Origin of the sequence: Roseivirga seohaensis (assembly GCF_001592945.1) — a bacterium.
Taxonomy (GTDB): domain Bacteria; phylum Bacteroidota; class Bacteroidia; order Cytophagales; family Cyclobacteriaceae; genus Roseivirga; species Roseivirga seohaensis.
On record NZ_LRPB01000012.1, the window covers coordinates 114357 to 134242 of the forward strand.

Consider the following 19886-nt stretch of genomic DNA (forward strand, 5'->3'; position numbering starts at 1 on the left):
GAATGATCTTTTTAACCAAAATGCGTTGATAGCTGTTTACTTTTTTCGATTCTTTGCGTTTGTTAAGAAAAACAGAAGTCACTCATTTAAAATAAGCAACACGTGGGAATGTTTTTAAAGCTGCTTGGGGAAAGCATTAGGTTTGCTTGGCAAGTACTGTCGACCAACTTACTTAGAACAATGCTCTCTCTATTGGGGGTCACTATTGGTATCATGCTCATTATTGCGGTGTTTACAGTAGTAGATTCTCTAGAGAAAAATATTAAGGACAGTTTCTCCTTTTTGGGTTCGAATGTAGTGAGTGTAGATAAAATGAGTTTTGTGGAACGTGACCCTAACGTTCCGTTCTATGTCTATTTTAGAAGACCATCAAACACTTATGATGAGTTCGAGTTTTTAAAATCAAATTTAAAGAACGCGAGCCATGTTACCTTTTATGGTACACGAAGTAGCACCATGAAATATAAGAGTAGCAGTATCAATGGGATTAGCATCTTTGGAATTAGCAACGAATACAAGGATGTATATGAAGTTGATATTCTAAATGGACGCTATTTTACTTCTCAGGAGATTGAAGGAGGGCGGAATGTAACTATTATCGGAGATGAAGTGGCAAAATCACTATTCCCTTATGAATCTCCAATTGGTAAGAGCATTACCACTCGCGGTCAGAAATTGGTGGTAATTGGTGTATTGGCCAAGGAAGGGAAAAGCCTTTTGGGTACGCCTAGTAGCGATGAAAGAATTTACATTCCTTATAAAATGTTTACTAAAATGTTTTACGTGGGTAGGTTTGGAGTGAGCCCAACAATTGCTGCGAAGGGTTATGTAGAAGATATTGGCTTAGTTGAACTTCAGAATGAAATGGAGGGAATGCTAAGAAAAGTAAGAGGTTTAAAGCCGAAAGAAGAATCTAATTTTGCGTTAAACAGGCCGGAAGCCATTGCCGATGCTATCGGTCAAGTATTTGATATTGTGGGGTATGCCGGCTGGATTATCGGTGGTTTCTCAATTTTGGTAGGAGGCTTTGGTATTATGAATATTATGTTTGTTTCCGTGCAAGAACGAACCAAAATAATTGGTATTCAGAAGTCATTGGGAGCAAAGAACTATTTTATCCTTTTTCAATTTCTGTTTGAAGCCATTTTCCTCTGTCTGATTGGAGGGGTCACGGGGGTTTTAATTGTCTACCTGCTCACCTTTATTCCAACTGGCGGATTGGAAATTGCTCTAAGCTTTAAAAACATACTGCTTGGCGTAGTGGTGTCGTCTGTTATTGGTGTGGTGTCTGGTATTGTGCCATCTGCTAAAGCAGCTAGATTAGACCCTGTAGAAGCAATGAGGGCTAGTTAACTTCCTGAAAATTGAGATATAAAAAAGGCCGAATTGCAAGATGCAGTTCGGCCTTTTTACTTTTAGTTTTCTGATGTTATTTTTTTGCTGGAGCAGTTTCCTCTATATCTTCACCATTGATTCTGGCTTTAATTTTTCTTTCAAGCTCGTCCATTAACTCCGGATTATCCTCAATTAAGGCTTTAACAGAGTCACGGCCTTGGCCAAGTTTTTCTCCATTATAAGAGAACCAAGAGCCTGCCTTTTTCACAATCTCCATTTCTACGCCTATGTCGATAATCTCACCAGCCTTAGAAATTCCTTGGCCGTACATGATATCGAATTCTACTACCTTAAACGGAGGCGCTACTTTGTTCTTCACTACCTTAACCCTCGTTCTGTTTCCCAGAATATTATCGGCACTTTCTTTAATCTGCCCAATTCTTCTAATATCAAGTCTTACAGAAGCATAGAATTTAAGCGCGTTACCACCCGTAGTCGTTTCTGGGTTTCCAAACATTACTCCAATTTTCTCTCTTAATTGGTTAATGAAAATACAGCAACAGCCTGTTTTGTTAATTGCTCCCGTTAGCTTTCGCAATGCTTGAGACATCAATCTGGCTTGTAGCCCCATTTTGCTATCGCCCATTTCGCCTTCAAGTTCTGCCTTAGGAACCAAAGCGGCCACAGAATCGATAACAATGATATCTATAGCGCCAGAACGAATAAGGTGCTCAGCAATTTCTAAAGCTTGCTCTCCATTGTCTGGCTGCGAAATCAGTAGGTTTTCAGTGTCAATGCCCAGCTTTTCAGCATAAGCTTTGTCAAAGGCATGTTCCGCGTCAATAAAAGCCGCAAGTCCTCCTTTCTTTTGTGCTTCTGCAATGCAGTGCATTGAAAGTGTAGTTTTACCAGACGATTCTGGGCCATATACTTCAACTACTCTACCACGAGGAATTCCTCCAATGCCAAGGGCTATATCTAGCCCCAACGAACCAGTTGAAATAGAAGGTAAATCAACCACTTTTTCATCACTCAGTTTCATTACAGCACCCTTCCCGTATGATTTCTCGAGTTTATCTATGGTTAACTGTAATGCTTTTAATTTTTCAGACTTATCACTCATTATTGATTGGGTATTTTGTTCAGAATAGTTTGTGAAGATAGTGGGAATGCTTTCAATTCACAACCCAACTTTTTAATAAATAAGGCTTATTTTCGTATGATTATTTGGTATGAAGAAGTGGCTAAAAAGGATTGGTTTAGGAGTGATCGCATTGATCATCGTTTTTTGTGTATGGAATTTTCAGTTGATCAGATATGGCTTATTTCAATTGAAAGGCCAATTACATGTAGTAAATAACACTGTTCCGCTCGATGAATTTATTGAAAATCCACAAACCCCTGACTCCCTTAGGCAGAAGGCACTTTTGGTAAATCAAATTAGGTCTTTCGCTTTCGATTCCCTTGGAATCAATTACTCAGAAAACTATACTGAAATATTCGACCAGCAAGGAAAGGCGTCTATGTATGTGGTTACCGCTTGCGCCCCTTACAGTTTCACACCTAAAACATGGAAGTTCCCAATTGTAGGTAGTTTTCCCTATAAGGGCTTTTTCGACCGACAAAAAGCAGTGGACTTGGCCAATGAAATTAAAGCGAAAGATAGTTTAGATGTTGGTGTGAGAACTGCAGGAGGTTGGTCAACCTTGGGCTGGTTTAAAGATCCCATTCTTTCAAACATGTTAAATCGATCGGAAGGTGATTTGGCCAGTTTATTAATTCATGAACTTACACATGGTACTTTGTTCGTGAAAGACTCGGTTACTTTTAATGAAAACTTAGCCTCGTTTATTGGTGATAGAGGTGCAATAATGTATCTCAGCTCAAAATATGGAAAGAACTCTCCTGAGGTAAGTCAATATCAAAGTGAAATTGCAGACGAAGAACTCTTCAAAGCATATATTCTAAAGGCTGCAAAAGCGCTTGACTCTCTTTACACTTCCATGAAAGAGTTGCCGATTTCTGAGAAAAAAGTGCTTAAGAAAAATAAAATTGATCAGATTAGAACCAACTTTGATACACTGGGTTTTAAATCGGAAGTATATAAAGGCTTTTTCGAGACATATGTGCCTAATAACACCTTTTTCATGTCTTATTTAAGGTATAATTCGCAGCAACAAGTGTTGCAAGACGAATTAAATTTGAAGCACAAGGGTGATTTAAAACGTTATCTTGAGTACCTTAAATCAAAGTATCCTTCACTGTAATTAGAGTTTTTGGTATGGCCTTTGTCAAAGAGAGTATAAAATATATAATGAAGCACTTTCTATTAATACTTTTCTTAACCACTTTTTCTTTACAGTTAGCCGCCCAGGGGTATCCCTTGGCTAAAGAAAAGCCCTTTAATTCGGGTGAAGAAATCGAATTAAAAGCAACAGTTGGCTTTATAAAAGCAGCAGAGGCGCAGCTAAAAGTGAGTGACATAATTTATACAATGAAGGGCAGGCCAACTTTCAAAATAGATGTATTTGCGAATACATCGGGTATTTTTGATTTCTTTTCTCCCGTGCGCGATAATTGGGGCACTTACTTCGATACCGCCCGTTTCGTACCGCATCAATTCTACCGCTATATTTCTGAAGGCCGATTCCGTAAAAACGAGATTCTTTATTTCGATCAGAGTGATAAAAAAGTGACCGTTGCTAAGCTTGAGAAAGAGAGCAGGCAGCTCAAAGAAAAAATTGAGCACGATATGACCACTGATGAAATGCAAGACATGGTGAGTGGTTACTATTATTTACGGATGATTGATTTTGATAAAATCAAAGTAGGGGAAATTATTACCATAAACACGTTTTTTGATGACAAGGAAAAACCTTTTAGCATTAAATTTATGGGTAGAGAAGTGGTGAAAACCAAACTAGGAAAAGTAAATGCCTTGATCCTTGTTCCCATAATGAAAAAGGATGGACTGTTTGAAGAAGATAACACTTTGAAGGTTTGGCTGTCGGATGACTATAATAAAATCCCATTAAAGTTTCAGGCCAAAATATTCGTTGGCTATTTAGAAGTAGACGTAAAGAGTGTAAAGAACCTGCGACATCCTTTGTCAATTGTTCAGTAAATCTGCTTTTTTTGAGATTGGGCTCTTTTTTTTTAGATATATTTGCTCATATCGAACTGAGGTAAATACTAATTTTTGAATTATGGGTGCTAAGCAAAACCACCGAGTGCTTGTGGTAGACGATGATCCGGATATCCTTGAACTACTTAAATACAACCTTGTAAAAGAGGGCTACGAAGTAAAAGTAGCTGAAGATGGCAAAAAAGGAGTGCAAATAGCAAAAACATTTCAGCCAGAATTGGTTTTGTTAGACATTATGATGCCCAACCAAGATGGAGTTGAAACTTGTCGACAAATTAGAGAGTTACCAGAAATGGTAAATGCTCATATTACTTTTTTGACAGCTAGGGCAGAGGAGTATTCTGAAGTAGCGGCATTTGATGCAGGCGCTGACGATTACATTACCAAGCCAATTAAGCCTCGTGCTTTAATGAGCCGTATTAGCGCTCATTTTAGAAAGGAGAAAAAAGGGAAGTCTATTCCAAAAGTTTCTATTGGTGATCTTACAATCGATAAAACCAGTTACACAGTAACTATATTAGACAATCAATTTACCCTTCCAAAAAAGGAATTCGAATTGCTCTATTTCCTTGCTCAAAATCCAAACAAAGTTTTCAGTCGTGATGATTTATTGCAGAACATTTGGGGAACCGATGTTTATGTATTGGCCAGAACGGTAGATGTACACATTAGAAAGGTGCGCGAGAAAATTGGAGATGGTTATATCACTACTGTTAAAGGGGTGGGTTATAAGTTTGAATCTAATTAAAAATGCTTTTTAACTCTAAGGCAGTTGCATTGCTTTTGGCTTTCGTTGTGGGGCTTATTACCACAGCGTTTCTGTCTTTAGTTTCCGGAACACCAGTTCAGGCGCTCATTATTGGGGGCCTGATTTCTTTTGCAGCCACCTATATTTTTGCCTACATAACTTTTGAGTTTTTGGTTTTTAGAGAAATCAGTAAAATTTATGAGGTGCTCAATAAAATCCGTAAGAAAAACTTTTCCTTTATTGAAGACGAAGAAGAGCGCAAGTATCTTAATCCGCTAAAAAGAATAAACCAAGAGATTTATACTTATGCTGCGGGTCGTCAGCGCGAAATTGAAGAACTGAAAAAAGTTGAGGCATTTAGAAGAGAATTTTTGGCAGATGTAAGTCACGAACTGAAGACTCCAGTATTTGCTGCCCAAGGTTTTGTTCATACGCTTTTGGATGGCGCCATTGACGACAGCAAAGTAAGAATTAAGTTCTTGAAAAGGGCTGCAAAAAGCCTAGACAGCCTAGATGCGCTGATACACGACCTGCTAACACTCTCTCAAATTGAACTGGGTGAAACTAAAATGCACTTTGAGCATTTCGATATTGTTGAAATGGCCAATGAGGTTTTAGATCAGTTTGAAAACAAAGTAGAAAGGAAGGGCCTGTACATTGGTTTCGATCAAGAATACAACCATCCGATTTTCGTATATGCCGATTCTGAAAAGATTTACCGTGTACTGACCAACTTAGTGTCGAATGCCAATAAATACACAGATGAGGGCGACATAATCCTTGGTTTTACAGTTTCTTCGGGCGGTCATGTAACCGTATCGGTAAAAGATACTGGAATGGGGATTCCACCAGAAGATTTAGGCAGAGTGTTTGAGCGCTTTTTTAGGGTAGAAAAGAGTCGATCTAAAGGAAGAAAAGGCGGTACAGGGTTAGGTTTGGCCATTGTGAAACACATTATGGAAGCCCACAATTCTAAGGTATCGGTGATTAGTACCTTTGGTAAGGGTTCTACATTCAGTTTTAAATTACCTTTGTCGAAAGAAGAAGACTTAGATTCGACAGATGATGACGAATTCGAGTCTGAGGATTAATTCCATTATTCAGACTTTACCCATCCATGAAAATTAAATTTGAAGATTTAATCTGCTACGAAAACGATCATTTTTTGGTAATTAATAAGCCAGCACATATGGCTTCACTTGATGATCGGAATGACCCAAAGAATGTTCAAAAGCTTGCTAAGGACTATTCAGAACACCTTTCTGTTTGCCATAGACTAGATAAAGATACTTCTGGATGCTTGCTGCTGGCCAAAGGTGCAGAAGCATACCGGCATGCTTCTATTCAATTTGAGAAAAGAAACATCAATAAGATTTACCATGCTTTTGTAGATGGACTTACAGAGTTCAGGGAAGAGCGAGTAGCGTTATCTATTTTACCTTTAGATAAAGGAATTGTGGTGATTAATAAAGAAAAGGGAAAGGAAGCGGAAACCTATTTTACCACGCTTGAAAATTTCAAATCAAATTCACTGATTGAGTGTAGGCCTATTACTGGTAGAATGCACCAAATCAGAATACATTTAGCCACCTTGAAGGCGCCAATTATTAATGACGAAATGTATGGTGGAAAGCCGTTGTACCTTTCGCAGCTCAAGAAAAAATTCAACTTAAAAAGGGAAGAGGAAGAAAGGCCAATTATACAGCGTTTCGCGCTTCATGCTTACGCACTCTCTTTCAATAATTTTTCTGAACAAATTACCGTCAAAGCAGATTATCCTAAGGATATGCAGGTGTTATACAAACAGCTGAAGAAATACAGGTAATAGATTATTATGAAATCAGGTTTTTTTGCTTTCCTTCTTTTAGGATTAAGTTTTTCTATTCAACTCCTCGGTCAAACTCAAACAACACTTCAGGGCTACGTTTATTCAGCTAAAGACCAACAGCCTTTAGTTGGGGCAACGGTGAGTTTAGCGGAAACTAGTTTGGGTGCGGTTACGGACGCCAATGGTTTTTTTAAAATAGAAAAAGTACCTACACAAACCTATAAAGTGGAGGCTCGGTTTGTGGGGTTTCAACCTCAGGTTAAATTCAATGTGATTGTCCGTTCTGCTGGTAATGCCGAATTGATTTTTCAACTCGAAGAGATTCAAGATGAATTGGGCGAAGTAGTGGTTACAGCAAGCCCGTTTCCTTCAAGAATAGAAAATCCAAACTCGATTCAGAATTTATCTAGGGAAGAGATAGCTACATACCCTGGTGGTAATAACGATATAGCCAAAGTAGTTCAGTCTTTACCGGGTGTTTCTGGTTCGGTAGGTTTCCGGAACGATATTATTATTAGAGGAGGCGCACCTAGCGAAAACGTCTATTATTTAGATGGGGTTGAGATTCCCAATATCAATCATTTTGCTACCCAAGGTAGTGCTGGCGGACCAGTGGGCTTGCTCAATGTGTCGTTTATAGAAGATGTAACACTGAGTACTAGCTCGTTCTCTGCCAAGTATGACAATGCTCTTTCTGGAGTCTTACAATTCAATCAGCGTAACGGAAACTCGCGAAACAGAAACCTTAATTTTAGACTTGGCGCTAGCGAAGCCGCATTAACTTTTGAAGGGCCATTGGTACTGCCAAAAGAAGATGAGCAAGCGAAAACTACCTTTATTATTTCTGCGAGAAGATCTTACCTGCAATTCCTTTTCAAATTAATAGACCTTCCGTTTTTACCCGATTACTGGGATTACCAATACAAGGTCGATCATAAAATTGATAACAAGAATGAAATATCATTGATAGGCGTTGGTTCCATTGATGATTTCAGCGTAAATATTCCAGATGATATTACTGAAGAACAGCGTGCTACTTTAGATCAAATTGCAATCATCAAACAATGGACTTCAACTTTGGGGTTTAGCTGGAAACACAAGATGAATAATGGTTTTTTAAGAACCACACTAAGCGCAAATGTATTGAACAATGATTTTGTGAGGTATCAAGATAATATCAACGAAACGGGCTTATTGTTCAGTAATAACTCTAGAGAAACCGAACAAAAACTAAGGGTTGAAGCCACCAAGTTTTTAGGGGATTGGTCTTTGTCTTATGGCTTGAACGTTCAAAAGTCGGCTTATGAAAACACTACTTTTGACAACGATAATGGGCTTAGTTTTAACTCTGAGATTGACTTCTTTAAGTATGGACTTTTTGTGCAAGCTGCTAAAGCATTCTTCAACAATAAGTTAGAAGCCTCATTTGGAATTAGAAATGATGCTGATTCGTTTACCGATAATGGCTTTAACAACATCGCCCATCTTTCGCCTCGACTTTCCTTAGCTTATCGTTTGTCAGAAAAAATCACATTGAACGCTGCCACTGGGCGCTATTTTAAAATCCCTCCATATACCATTTTGGGTTTCCAGAATAATGCAGGTGAGTTTGTGAATCAAGATGCTGATTACATTCAAACAGACCATTATGTATTGGGTTTGGAGTATTTACCAAGGCTATCTACCCGATTTACCATTGAAGGGTTCTACAAGCGCTATTCGAATTATCCTGTATCCATCAGAGATGGAGTTTCTTTGGCTAATTTGGGCGGTGACTTTGAGGTGTTTGGGAGTGAAAATATTTCTAGCATCGGGAAGGGACGTGCTTATGGTGCGGAGTTTTTATATCAGCAAAAGCTGAACAAACGATTCTACGGCATTTTGGCTTATACCCTGTTTTGGAGTGAATATACTGACTTGAATGATACGGGTTATCGGCCGGCATTATGGGATAACCGTCATTTATTGACCTTTACTGGTGGTTATAAGCTTAATAACAATTGGGAATTAGGAATCCGAAATCGTTTTTTGGGTAGAGCGCCTTTTGTGCATGTAGATATAGAAGCAACGGAAGATTCATATCCCACTATTATAAACGATTACGATAGGCTTGGCAATGATCGTCTAAGGGCTTACAACTCTTTGGATGTAAGGATTGATAAGAAATGGAATTACAGTAAATGGTCTTTGAATTTGTTTATTGAAGTAACCAATCTGTTGGGAAGTAGATTGCCTCAATCTCCTCAATATGGTCTTGATTTAGACGATAACGGTGAAGTGATAATGCCGCGAAACCTGATTGAAATTCCCGATACCAATAATGGTTCTACAATTCCAACTTTTGGCGTGGTCATAGATTTTTAAACTACTTTATAGGGTTACTTAAATCGAAGGATTAAAAGGGCTTGATTTAAAAAGCATTTCGACTCGACTTATAGCCACTTTTTTATGCTTAACTTTATTTCTGGGTTACTACCGTAAGTAATTAAAAATGGTAGAGCAATTTACTAGCATAGTATGCTATTTGGAATACAGTACGGTTTCATTTTCACACTGCTCCTTCGCCCATCTACATTTGCTTATTTTATTGAGGCTATTTTTTGAAATATTTCTTAGAGCCTAACTCACTGATTTATCAGGAGTAATACGTAATACGATATTTTTTTTTTTAAAATAATTCATTTTCAAGGGTGACTTTTCAGTGTTTAAATCATATATAAGTATAGGGCATGGTCAATGTTCCGCTGTGATCAGGTACTTAAATCCTATTTTTTTATACTCAGAACAACAAAAAGTCTTATGAAAAAGCACCTTTATTTAACCATCTTACTAATTACAGCCATTGGCTTGGGATTACTAGGCTGTTCCGAAGAAGATATCTTCGAGAAAAACGCGCCTCAAGAAATTAACAGTATCATCTCACAGTTTTCTCCAGAAACTTTTAGCAAGGTTGTTTCAAGTGATTATAAAGTGGACTGGAATGTATCAGCTCCACTTGAATACTCCGAAGAACTTGGTTTGGACTACTATGAGTTTGAAATCAATCTTCCTGAAAATCAAGTGTTGGCAACAAATAAACTTTATGACACAAAGCAATCATTACTTGCGGTCAAAAAAGAGAGCGGGCAATTTGATTTCTATGTGGCCAAGTATTTTATGGACCAATGGAAATCAGAAGGAAAATCGGTCAAAGATGTTTCCTTTTCCAGGATGGAGAGCTTTTCAGGGCTTCTCAATGTGTTAGACAATAACAACCAAATGGTCTATGCCAAAAGAATGGACAATGGCAGGGTACTGGGCGTCCCTGTCTGCCTCAACAGTGATTTCAACGATGTTAACATTGAAACTCGAATGGAAGTAGATTGCGAAGAAGTAGCCATTTATCATTATATTGACCGTTACCATATTGAACAAGGGATACCTGTCCGTAAATATTCCGACTTGGTGGGCATATCTTATGAAAGGACTTGCTCTGTCAACTATTATCCAGAATTGAACTTGGAGGGAGGTGTGCCAGGCACATACTATTCCCAAAATGGTGGTGGTTCTTATGCTGGTTGTAATGACCCGCTTCGTGGGTGTTTGTTTAAAATAGAATTGGAACTGGAAGAAGAAATTATTTTAGATCCAACTTTTGTGAACACAAAGGCGGAATGTGTGTATAACAAATTGTTGAACCTTAGTGGAGGTTTCAAAAGCGCAATTCAAAAATTTGACGGGGAGTTTCCAGTTGCTCATTTGAGGTTTTCTGTAAGGAATGACTTAGGGTCGAGTGTAGCAGCAAGAACATACCTGCCAGTTGGAAATACAGATACCCCTGATTACGTGATAACGATTGGGTTTAATAATAATACTTCGCAAGCTGGACTAAATTTTAGGCCAACTTTGTTATCTGCTAAAACAATGGCTCACGAGATAATTCATGCTGAAATGTACCGAAAACTTTTATCTCTAATCAAAAAGGGAAATATTCAGGGCGTGACTCAAACCGAACTTAATCAGCTTATGGCTAATGGGGATTATCCTGGGATATATGATTATTATAGAAGGTATGGAAAAGGATGGCAACATGAACAAATGGCTGCTCATTACGTTCAAACGATAGCGGATATTACAAAAGAGTTTGATAATGCATCACAGCTGGATCAGTTTTATAATGATCTGGCTTGGGAAGGCTTGAAAGGAACTCAGGCTTGGTACAACCTTCTTCCATCAGATACAATTAGAATAACTGATACAGTAAATAATTATATTATAACAAACCACAATGATGTATGTCAATAAGAAGTTATGCCTATTAATTTGGCTTTGTCTTGTAAGTTTAGCGTCCATTGGGCAGACTAAGAAAGTTAACAAGGCAATAAATTTAAGTTTTAAGATCAATGACAATTATAAAACCTCGACCCCACCTGGTTTTGTGGGAGATTCCATTGACTATTTTGAAAAAATAGACATCGGAAATAGAGAAATTACCTTTAGGATTTTTACGGAAGAATTTAAAACGGAGCTCTCAGATAAAGGCGTGGAAACCTTAACATCAATAGATGTCCTAAAGGTTAATTTTCATTCACTCGAACAAATGTTTAAAGATTGGGAAGTGTCTGATAAAGTGTTACGTAGTGACGTATACGAACAAATTTATCTCTATGAGTTTCTTTCAGAGAATAAAATTCGTAGATATAAAGTTTACTGGGCAGGTGGTTATGAAAATTAGTGCATAGCATTAATTTTCAGTAAACTATACTAAGATATGAGGTGATTTGGTTAGAAGAAATTGAATGACAATAAATTGGGAGCCTTATATCAAATCAATTTATTTATAGAGAGAATAAATAAGTGGCTCTATTACTTTAACCCAATAATATAGATTTCAAACTTGGGATTGGTGAGGTTTACTTTTTTTCTTCTAGCAATCTTCATGGTATATCCCGTGAGCATTAGTATGCCTGCTGTTGTTGTAGTGCTGCGGTCAAGAGAGAATTTTTGACCGTCTACAACGGTATGATTGAACAAATCAATGGCCATTAGTCCAATTCCTACGGTAGGTAATAATGTTTCAGATGCGCCTAGAAATTTTGAGCGATTAGATTCAGCACCTCTTACATCAATCTCTGTAATTTGGCTTGTATGAAGAATATTGTTCTCTAAAACTAAAGTGCTGTCTGCAAATTCCGTAATTCGGTCGGTAAAGAATACATCTTGACCCTTCTGTTTATACACAATTTTAGAGCCTACAAAGTACTCGTATTTACGCATCGAACCTTTCTTTCTCACTACAAGGTAGGTTTGAGAAAAGGCTGCCTCAGACAGAAGTAAAAGGCATATTATAAGGAATGGCCATTTTGCTTTCATAGGCCTGCAATTAAAGAAAAAAACTGGTTAAGGAATGTTAAATTAAACCTTTAGCATCCAATTAAATTTATCTTCTGCCTTACCTGTTTTAATTCTATCTAGTTCGAAAAGCACTTTGTTTGAAAACTCTCTTTCTTCGATTGGCCCCAAGTCATAAACTTCATCTTCGAAACCAATGCGGGCTATATGAGCAATAGTAGCAGCAGTACCCACGCCAAAAGCTTCTTGAAGAGTGCCGTTTTTAGCTGCCTCAACCACTTCTTTTACAGAAACTTTGCGCTCTTCCACTTTCATGCCCCAATCACGCGCTAGTGTCAATACACTGTCTCTAGTAATTCCTTTAAGAATAGTGCCGCTGGCTGGCGCAGTAATAATTGTATTGTCAATAATGAACATTACGTTCATGGTACCTGATTCTTCAATGTACTCGTGCGTTTCGGCATCCGTCCAAATCAGCTGATCAAAACCTTGAGCTTTGGCTAGTTTAGCAGGATAAAGGCTGGCCGCATAGTTTCCACCTGCTTTAGCAAAGCCAGTTCCACCAGGCATAGCTCTAGAAAATTTCGTTTCAATTTTTACATTGACAGGGGCGGAATAATAAGCTCCTACCGGGCAAGTAATAATCATAAACTTGAAGGTGTCAGAAGGTCTGATTCCTATATATTCGTCTGTTGCGAAAATGAAAGGACGAATGTATAAAGAAGTGCCAGGTACAGATGGTACCCACTGGCTGTCAAGTTTAATTAACGTTGTTAAAGCTTCCATAAAAAGCTCTTCGGGCAATTCAGGAATACACATTCTTTCTGCAGAAATATTCAACCTTTTGGCATTGGCCTCTGGTCTGAAAAGCAATACTTCACCAGCGTCATTTTTGTAAGCTTTCATGCCTTCAAAAACTGTAATGGCATAGTGCAAAGTGTTGTTTGCCGGGCTTATTGAAATATTTTGGTATGGTACAATCCTGAAGTTTTTCCATTCCCCGTCTCTGTAGTCCGCTTCAAACATATGGTCAGAATAAATCTTCGCAAATGGGATATTGTGAACGTCAAGAGTGCCAATATTTGATTGGTTTACCTTGTTTATCGAAATATCAATTGTATCTATCATGTACCGATGGGTTAAGGGGAAATGAGTTCAAATTTAAGAAACTTCAGGGTTTGAACAAATAAGATCAAACCGTGAAATATTCTAAAAGAAGAGGAGTTAATACTGAGTGAAGAAATAATATTTTGAAATAAAAATTTATTCAGAATATTGTTTTTGCTTACTGTAACTTTTGTTGGTGAGAAGTCTGTGGTTTTAATATTTTCCAAAATGGAAAGCCGACACATTTAAATGGTAAATACTTACTTAATTTTCCTAGGTTCCCACTTTACTTCTTCAATACCAAGCTCTTGTGCCATTTTTCTTCCCAACATAAAAAAGAAATCTGAAAGGCGATTAAGGTACTGAATCACTAAACCGTCCACGGGTGATTCGTCATTTAGGGCAATGCAAATGCGCTCGGTTCTTCGGCATACGCAACGAGCCACATGGGCAAATGAAACGGAGGGATGACCACCTGGAAGAATGAAATTTTTTAACGGCTCAAGATGTTTTTCCATCTCATCCATTTCTTTTTCAAGCAACTCAATGTCTGAAGGAAGAAGATCGGGTTTTACCACTTTGTCTTTTCCTGGTTCTGTGGCCAGTTCGGCTCCAAGAGTGAAAAGTCTATCTTGAATTTCTTTAAGTAGATCCAGTCTCTTTTCATTCACGGGCTGATCTCTTAGTACACCCAAGAAAGAGTTTAGTTCGTCTACCGTTCCGTAAGCTTCGATTCGGAGATGTGCCTTAGAAACACGAGCACCACCCAATAATGAGGTGGTGCCTGAATCTCCTGTTTTTGTATAAATTTTCACAATTCAATTAATGTGTTGCGGCTTCTGCTGCTGCCTTAGCGGCTGCTTCTTTAATAGGATTACCCCTTGTAGGATTTTCGTTGATAGTGTCGGTTTCAACTAAGCCATCTCGCATTCTAATAATTCTGTGAGAATATTGAGCAATATCATCTTCGTGTGTTACCATGATAATGGTGTTGCCTTTGTCGTGTAGGTTGGCAAACAAGTCCATAATGTCATAAGAAGTCTTGGTATCCAAGTTACCTGTTGGCTCATCGGCCAAAAGGATCGAAGGGTTATTTACCAATGCTCTTGCAATTGCAACTCTTTGACGTTGACCCCCTGAAAGTTCGTTAGGTCTGTGATGGGCTCTTTCGGCTAATCCAACACCGTCTAGAGCAGCTAATGCTTTTTCTTCTCTTTCTGCTTTGCTATAGCCAGCATAAATTAAAGGAAGTGCAACGTTTTCTAATGAACTAGCACGTGGTAATAGGTTGAATGTTTGGAAAACGAAACCAATTTCTTTGTTTCGAACTTCTGCCAATTCATTTTCGGTCATGTCACTAACGTCCATTCCGTTCAGAACATAGCGTCCACCAGAAGGTGTATCAAGACAGCCGATCATGTTCATCAAAGTTGATTTACCAGAACCAGACGGCCCCATGAAAGAAACATACTCTCCTTGCTTAATTTCAATGGTTACCGATTTTAGGGCGCGAATAGTTTCGCTTCCCATTTGGTAGATTCTAGATAAATCTGTTGTACTGATTACTGTTTTCATATTCGTATGACGGATGTATGTTCAATAAAGTTTAAATCAAGACTAAAAAAATAATCAAAAGTTTAATCCCGACTCAATATCTGTTGGGAATCAACAAACAAAACAACGCAATCTAGAGCGGCTAACAATATTTATTCCTTGAGCGGATACTCAAATGGATTGAAGGGTTTATTGGCGAGTCATTTTCAGTCGTTTAGGCTTAAAGCTCTTTGCTGAATTTGCTTTTCCTTTTGCTCAAATTGATTTTTAATCCTTTCAAACTCCACTTCCTTTGTAAATGTTGATAGCGTTTCTAAAGCAGATTTACCAAAAAATGGGAGACCTACCTCTAAGGTTTGATAAATGTAGGCTTCATATAAAAGCACACTTCTTTTGTTAACGGAAATGGCTTTTTGAAGTAATTCATAAATTTCTAGGGGAGTGGTAGAATCCATAATTCTAAGTGAGTCAACTGCCTTTAAAGTGCCTTCCTCATTAAAGCTGTTCTCACGGGCTATGTCCAATAAGAGGGCTTTTCTTTCTTCCTGGTTCAAGTTTTCTCTTTCACTCTCATATGTTTTCCATTTTTGCAGAAGGCCAGAAGAGGGTTGATCAACGGTTTTTGCTAGAAAATCTGAATAGGTAGTAGCAATAATATTTCTGTCGAAATTATAGGATTGAGCTTCGCCCAAAAACACGAAGCTGAGTTCATAAGCGCCCTGTTGGTATGCCCAAATGGCTTTCATGTAACTGTAAAGCCCAGTATTTTGGCCATAGGAAGCAATGAGTTCATCCAGTAAATTAAAAGTTTCATTCACTCTACCTGAGTTATAAAGTTGAATTACCTTCCCTAGCATGAGGTAATCCTTTATGGCTATGTTTCTTGGATAGGCAATGTATCTATCGAAAGTCTCGATAAGTTCTTTGTTGCTCGTTTTTGAGTTGAGCGCAGCGTTATACAAATAGTAAAGTTCATCAAGTAGTAAGAAAGAGTCGGTTGGTACTTTTAGCTTTAATTCAGGCTGAATATTTACAGCATTTGCAAACGCTTGTCGATTGGTAAGTGTATGAAGATCTTCAAAATGAGCTGTGCTTTGCAAAACCGAATCAATATCAAGGTTATTCTTGATGGATAAATCTAAAGCCAGAAAATTACTGGTGATTTCGGGAGTAGGTTTGTTTTGATATGCCTTTTCCAACAATAATAAAGCTGTATCCAAATGGCCGAACTCATAATGTGCTATGGCTAGGTTGTTAAGAACTCTTTGGTCATTGAGCCCGTTTTCTATCTCTTTTAAGGAAAGTAATTTATTGAAGAGTTGGTCTTGATCAGAATAAAACCTGCCCAAGCCTAATGCTGGTTTATGGTTTTCACTTCTTAAAATAGCTTCTTTAAATCTTTTAGTGGCTTGAGCAGGATTTCCGTTGGCTTTTTCAATCATGGCCAAGCCATAGTTTGCCCTAACCCCATAGTAATCATAGAATAACGATTGCTTGTAGTATTGTTCAGCCAATAAATCATTTTCCACTTTTTCGGCCAGTGCTCCTAAAGTATTGTATTGGCCTGCTTTGATTTGGTAATAGGGACGATAGTTTAAGTAGAATAATACCCCAATCAGAAAGAAAATAACCCCTAATCTAGCTGTCAATAATGGAGCTCTTTCGCCTCTAAAAAAGGATTTCCAGGCGGGAGCATTTGCCAATAAAGCAGGGGTGAAATTCATGAAGCAATACACATAGTACACCACAGCGAAAGCTAAGTGTGAAGCTACAATTGTCATTTTAATGGCCACTGTCAACGAGTCGTTAGCAGTGATTTCAGCATAGGCTATTACCGCCAATGAGATGGCTGCCAAGGCAGGGTAAAGCAATTTCTTAATCAGTAGAATTGGAATTTGTGATTCTACAACCGCTAGCTTGGTTTGTAAAACAAAATACCCTGAGATTACGGAGATGAAAAGAATTGTATAAGGGTTAATCAGGATTATATTTAATGAAATCTGACCCGTAAGGTTCAAGAATAACAAGGTAAGCACGAGGATATATACAGCGCCAATCACTAAGAAATGGATTAATGCGTTTTTGCCGGAAGGTGCGTTTTGTGTGGCAACCTTAAAGAGGTAGAAAAAGTTGTCTCCAGCCACAAAGAAAATGAACAATGCAGCTAATATAAGCGGAGCAAGTATGCCATAAGAAAACCAAACTAGCGTAGGGCTTGGTACAGGTGAAATAAGAGCGGCTGCAAGGGTAAAACTACTTATAAGAATGAGAGTAGAAATTAGCCTTGTTGCAAAACCAATATTGGTTTTAATGCTTTGGAAATAGTAGCTCAAGAGCAAAAAGCCTCCAATAAAGGCGTATCCGAAGTACTGATTGCCTATGGCCAGCTCGTCTAAGCCAAAGTTAATAGATATAAATACCAAAATGCCTGCGCAGACCAAGTACCAGAAGCGCTCCAAATAGGTAATGGTTACTGTACTAATTACAAAACCAATAAGTGTTAAGGCAAAAAGTAAATATTCAGGCCATTCTAGAAAAAGGTAACGTCCCGTTTTAAATTGCTGCCAAATTAAGATTTGATCAAGCTCAAAACCCATTGGCTTTCCGTTAATCGAAAAGTACTCTAAAAACAGGGGTGATTTAACGTATTCTGTATCGGTAATCCATGGTAAAACCAAGCTATCGCCTATAAAAAAAGTAGAAAGCAGCAGTAATCCGGCAATGGTTACAGTAGCCCAATTAAAAAGGCTAAAATACTTAATAAGAAGGTGGCTCTTTTGATTTTCCAAGGGTGCTATTTTAACACTTTTGGTACTTTGAAAAACTTAGAATCTTTCACCGCAGCATTTTTTAGCGCCTGTTCCTGACTCATACTGATTTCCGCTTTGTCTTTCCTAAAAACGTTTACTTCTTCTGTCATATGAGTTAAGGGTTCAACGCCTTCAGTGTCTAGTTCATCCAGTTTCCCTACCCAAGTTAGTATTTCGCTCATGTCATTCAAAAGCTGAGTTTCTTCCTCGGGCTTAATGTTGAGTCGGGCTAAATGAGCTACTTGGTGTAATGTTTTTTTATCTACCTGCATGGTGTGTCAGTTTCAGTTCTTCATCTATTATCGAACGTACTTTCGCCATTAAATCGTGCACTGCAAAATCATCAGTGCCTGTTGGCCAAATGGGTTTGTGCACTTTAAGCGAAATGGTACCTCTGTGCATGATTAAGGGTTTTTTGTCAGGTAAAAGTAGATGATTGTTGTGAATTGTTACCGGTACAACTGGGATTTGTTCTTCCACAGCAATTTTAAAACTGCCCTCTTTAAAACGAGCCAATTCAGGCGGGTTTTTGCTTAAAATTCCACCTTCGGGAAAAAAGGTGATACTATAATCATTCGCAACGGCTTCCTTACATTTTACCCAGCTTGCATGTCGATCTCTTAAACTATTACGATCTACCAAAATATGTAGCTTGCTGTACATATAGCCCCATAATGGAATTTTTCTCAATGAGCTTTTACCGATAAATTTAAAGTTATGGTTAATAAGCCCCATGGTTGGTATATCCAGAAAAGAGAAGTGGTTGGCACAAAAGATATAGCGTTGCTTTCGGCTCAGTTTTTCTTCGTAAACAATTTTAGACCGGTTTAAAAAGAGAAAGAAGAAGAGTATTCTGGCCCAAACGTGGTTGAGAAAACCAGCAGTTTTTTCCAATGGTTTTACAAAAATAGCCAGCAGAAAAAAGGGTAGTAAGACAATGAAAACCAATGCAAAAATAACTAGGCCGTAAGCAGAATAAATTTTGAGTAGTGTTTTCATCGCGTTTAAGCTGCGAAGATAAAATAAAATGAGTTGCTGCTAAGGTAAATACTGTTAAGATTAAAGGAATGGCTGAGGATTGAATGATGAGAGGCGCATAGAGGTTAATTATCATTCTTTAATTTTTTGAGCGGAGCACTCTTAAGCAAAGATTGCATTTGTGTGATGTCCATTTTATTCAGTTGTATCAATCGATCGCTTTGGGATAAGCCTTGGCTTATAAATACTGCATTCATACTTTCCATATTGCTTAATACCACCAGCTGCTCAATGGTGGCTTCGTCCCTTATGTTTCCTTCCGCAGTTGGGTTTTCGGTTCGCCACTGCTTAGCTGTTTTGCCGAAGAGTGCCATGTTTAAAATATCGGCTTCACTAGCATATACCAAGTTAATTTGGCTTTTTGTTAATTCTGATGGCAGTAGATTTGCCTTTATAGCATCGGTATGAATTACATAATTGACCTTGGCTAAGGTGCGCTGTAAGTTCCAATCAAGCTTTAGTCGGTCGTTTTCATCGGCCTTTAGGCGTTGAAACTCTTTTATTAAGTATATCTTGAATTCTGCAGAAATCCACATTCCAAATTCAAAAGCAATATCTGAATGTGCAAATGAGCCACCATATCTTCCAGCAGTTGCCTTTAAGCCAATTGCATTGGTTTTTTCAACCCATTCTTTTACGCTTAATCTATAGCTATTTAAACCTGCTTTACTTTTAATTATGTCGAATTCGCCATAATTAAAATTGGGGTTGTAAACACTCTCCCAAACGCCTAAAAATTCTATCGTATTTCTGTTTCGTAGCCAGTCGGAAATAAAGTAATCCCCATCCTTGGCTTTTAACATGTCTGTGAGCGAAATGTATTTATGACCATTCTAGTCTAATATATTTATTGCTATCCCCTTTACTTCTAGAGTTCTTTCTTGCTCATCTCTCCTTATTGGTTTTATGAATACCAGTATAAGTTAAATAGACTTCAATTTTAATACAATTCCTGTTCTGAGTTTCTAGAGGTAAATAGAAAGGTGAGGT

At 38.0% G+C, this 19886-nt stretch carries 18 protein-coding genes; 9 read left to right on the forward strand and 9 right to left on the reverse strand.

Translation table 11 applies throughout. The features are described 5' to 3' along the window. The first annotated feature begins 108 nt into the window (after positions 1-108). Positions 109-1353, forward strand: a complete 1245-nt coding sequence (locus AWW67_RS05705) for an ABC transporter permease (RefSeq protein WP_053223579.1) — start codon at positions 109-111, stop codon at positions 1351-1353. 76 nt (positions 1354-1429) lie between these two features. Here the strand turns inward: AWW67_RS05705 and recA are convergent, their stop codons facing one another. Next, positions 1430-2458, reverse strand: coding sequence for a recombinase RecA (recA, locus tag AWW67_RS05710; protein WP_062300646.1), 1029 nt, complete (start codon positions 2456-2458; stop codon positions 1430-1432). A 109-nt stretch (positions 2459-2567) separates the two neighbouring features. Between recA and AWW67_RS05715 the strand changes: the two genes are divergently transcribed. The 8 genes from AWW67_RS05715 to AWW67_RS05750 all read left to right on the forward strand — a co-directional run bounded on the left by AWW67_RS05715 (position 2568) and on the right by AWW67_RS05750 (position 11770). Further along, positions 2568-3602 carry an aminopeptidase gene (locus AWW67_RS05715; protein WP_062300647.1) on the forward strand — a complete coding sequence of 345 codons (1035 nt, stop codon included), beginning with the start codon at positions 2568-2570 and terminating at the stop codon, positions 3600-3602. Between the two features lie 47 nt (positions 3603-3649). Then, on the forward strand, positions 3650-4459 hold the full coding sequence (locus tag AWW67_RS05720) for a DUF3108 domain-containing protein (RefSeq protein ID WP_053223582.1): 810 nt from the start codon (positions 3650-3652) through the stop codon (positions 4457-4459). 82 nt (positions 4460-4541) lie between these two features. Beyond that, complete coding sequence (locus tag AWW67_RS05725; protein ID WP_053223583.1) at positions 4542-5228, forward strand: response regulator transcription factor; 687 nt, start codon at positions 4542-4544, stop codon at positions 5226-5228. A 2-nt stretch (positions 5229-5230) separates the two neighbouring features. Beyond that, the gene (locus tag AWW67_RS05730; RefSeq protein ID WP_053223584.1) at positions 5231-6319 is read left to right on the forward strand and encodes a sensor histidine kinase; all 1089 of its coding nucleotides are present in this window, start codon (positions 5231-5233) and stop codon (positions 6317-6319) included. A 26-nt stretch (positions 6320-6345) separates the two neighbouring features. Further along, positions 6346-7053 carry an RluA family pseudouridine synthase gene (locus AWW67_RS05735; RefSeq protein ID WP_053223585.1) on the forward strand — a complete coding sequence of 236 codons (708 nt, stop codon included), beginning with the start codon at positions 6346-6348 and terminating at the stop codon, positions 7051-7053. A 9-nt stretch (positions 7054-7062) separates the two neighbouring features. Continuing rightward, entirely contained in the window at positions 7063-9420 is a 2358-nt protein-coding gene (locus tag AWW67_RS05740) for a TonB-dependent receptor (protein WP_062300648.1), read from the forward strand. 435 nt (positions 9421-9855) lie between these two features. Continuing rightward, positions 9856-11340, forward strand: a complete 1485-nt coding sequence (locus AWW67_RS05745) for a hypothetical protein (protein ID WP_062300649.1) — start codon at positions 9856-9858, stop codon at positions 11338-11340. A 133-nt stretch (positions 11341-11473) separates the two neighbouring features. Next, complete coding sequence (locus AWW67_RS05750; protein WP_141655386.1) at positions 11474-11770, forward strand: hypothetical protein; 297 nt, start codon at positions 11474-11476, stop codon at positions 11768-11770. 131 nt (positions 11771-11901) lie between these two features. Here the strand turns inward: AWW67_RS05750 and AWW67_RS05755 are convergent, their stop codons facing one another. The 8 genes from AWW67_RS05755 to AWW67_RS05795 form a co-directional block, all read right to left on the reverse strand. Beyond that, the gene (locus AWW67_RS05755; protein ID WP_062300651.1) at positions 11902-12408 is read right to left on the reverse strand and encodes a hypothetical protein; all 507 of its coding nucleotides are present in this window, start codon (positions 12406-12408) and stop codon (positions 11902-11904) included. 42 nt (positions 12409-12450) lie between these two features. Continuing rightward, positions 12451-13515, reverse strand: coding sequence for a branched-chain amino acid aminotransferase (locus AWW67_RS05760; RefSeq protein WP_062300652.1), 1065 nt, complete (start codon positions 13513-13515; stop codon positions 12451-12453). Positions 13516-13754: 239 nt separating this feature from the next. After that, positions 13755-14309, reverse strand: a complete 555-nt coding sequence (locus tag AWW67_RS05770; RefSeq protein ID WP_062300654.1) for a cob(I)yrinic acid a,c-diamide adenosyltransferase — start codon at positions 14307-14309, stop codon at positions 13755-13757. A gap of 7 nt (positions 14310-14316) precedes the next feature. Beyond that, complete coding sequence (locus AWW67_RS05775) at positions 14317-15069, reverse strand: ABC transporter ATP-binding protein (protein ID WP_062300655.1); 753 nt, start codon at positions 15067-15069, stop codon at positions 14317-14319. Between the two features lie 185 nt (positions 15070-15254). Beyond that, positions 15255-17837, reverse strand: coding sequence for a tetratricopeptide repeat protein (locus AWW67_RS05780; protein WP_062300656.1), 2583 nt, complete (start codon positions 17835-17837; stop codon positions 15255-15257). 5 nt (positions 17838-17842) lie between these two features. Continuing rightward, complete coding sequence (gatC, locus tag AWW67_RS05785) at positions 17843-18130, reverse strand: Asp-tRNA(Asn)/Glu-tRNA(Gln) amidotransferase subunit GatC (RefSeq protein ID WP_053223593.1); 288 nt, start codon at positions 18128-18130, stop codon at positions 17843-17845. Beyond that, positions 18117-18857: a lysophospholipid acyltransferase family protein gene (locus tag AWW67_RS05790; RefSeq protein ID WP_062300657.1), complete on the reverse strand. Its 741-nt coding sequence runs from the start codon at positions 18855-18857 to the stop codon at positions 18117-18119. The genes gatC and AWW67_RS05790 overlap by 14 nt, the downstream gene beginning before the upstream one ends. A 104-nt stretch (positions 18858-18961) precedes the next feature. Further along, entirely contained in the window at positions 18962-19714 is a 753-nt protein-coding gene (locus tag AWW67_RS05795; protein WP_260311340.1) for a KilA-N domain-containing protein, read from the reverse strand. Positions 19715-19886: the final 172 nt, after the last annotated feature.

Coding starts and splice junctions, on each gene's coding strand:
- AWW67_RS05705 (WP_053223579.1), top strand. CDS start 109: ATGTTTTTAAAGCTGCTTGGGGAAAGCATTAGGTTTGCTTGGCAAGTA.
- recA (WP_062300646.1), bottom strand. CDS start 2,458: ATGAGTGATAAGTCTGAAAAATTAAAAGCATTACAGTTAACCATAGAT.
- AWW67_RS05715 (WP_062300647.1), top strand. CDS start 2,568: ATGAAGAAGTGGCTAAAAAGGATTGGTTTAGGAGTGATCGCATTGATC.
- AWW67_RS05720 (WP_053223582.1), top strand. CDS start 3,650: ATGAAGCACTTTCTATTAATACTTTTCTTAACCACTTTTTCTTTACAG.
- AWW67_RS05725 (WP_053223583.1), top strand. CDS start 4,542: ATGGGTGCTAAGCAAAACCACCGAGTGCTTGTGGTAGACGATGATCCG.
- AWW67_RS05730 (WP_053223584.1), top strand. CDS start 5,231: ATGCTTTTTAACTCTAAGGCAGTTGCATTGCTTTTGGCTTTCGTTGTG.
- AWW67_RS05735 (WP_053223585.1), top strand. CDS start 6,346: ATGAAAATTAAATTTGAAGATTTAATCTGCTACGAAAACGATCATTTT.
- AWW67_RS05740 (WP_062300648.1), top strand. CDS start 7,063: ATGAAATCAGGTTTTTTTGCTTTCCTTCTTTTAGGATTAAGTTTTTCT.
- AWW67_RS05745 (WP_062300649.1), top strand. CDS start 9,856: ATGAAAAAGCACCTTTATTTAACCATCTTACTAATTACAGCCATTGGC.
- AWW67_RS05755 (WP_062300651.1), bottom strand. CDS start 12,408: ATGAAAGCAAAATGGCCATTCCTTATAATATGCCTTTTACTTCTGTCT.
- AWW67_RS05760 (WP_062300652.1), bottom strand. CDS start 13,515: ATGATAGATACAATTGATATTTCGATAAACAAGGTAAACCAATCAAAT.
- AWW67_RS05775 (WP_062300655.1), bottom strand. CDS start 15,069: ATGAAAACAGTAATCAGTACAACAGATTTATCTAGAATCTACCAAATG.
- gatC (WP_053223593.1), bottom strand. CDS start 18,130: ATGCAGGTAGATAAAAAAACATTACACCAAGTAGCTCATTTAGCCCGA.
- AWW67_RS05790 (WP_062300657.1), bottom strand. CDS start 18,857: ATGAAAACACTACTCAAAATTTATTCTGCTTACGGCCTAGTTATTTTT.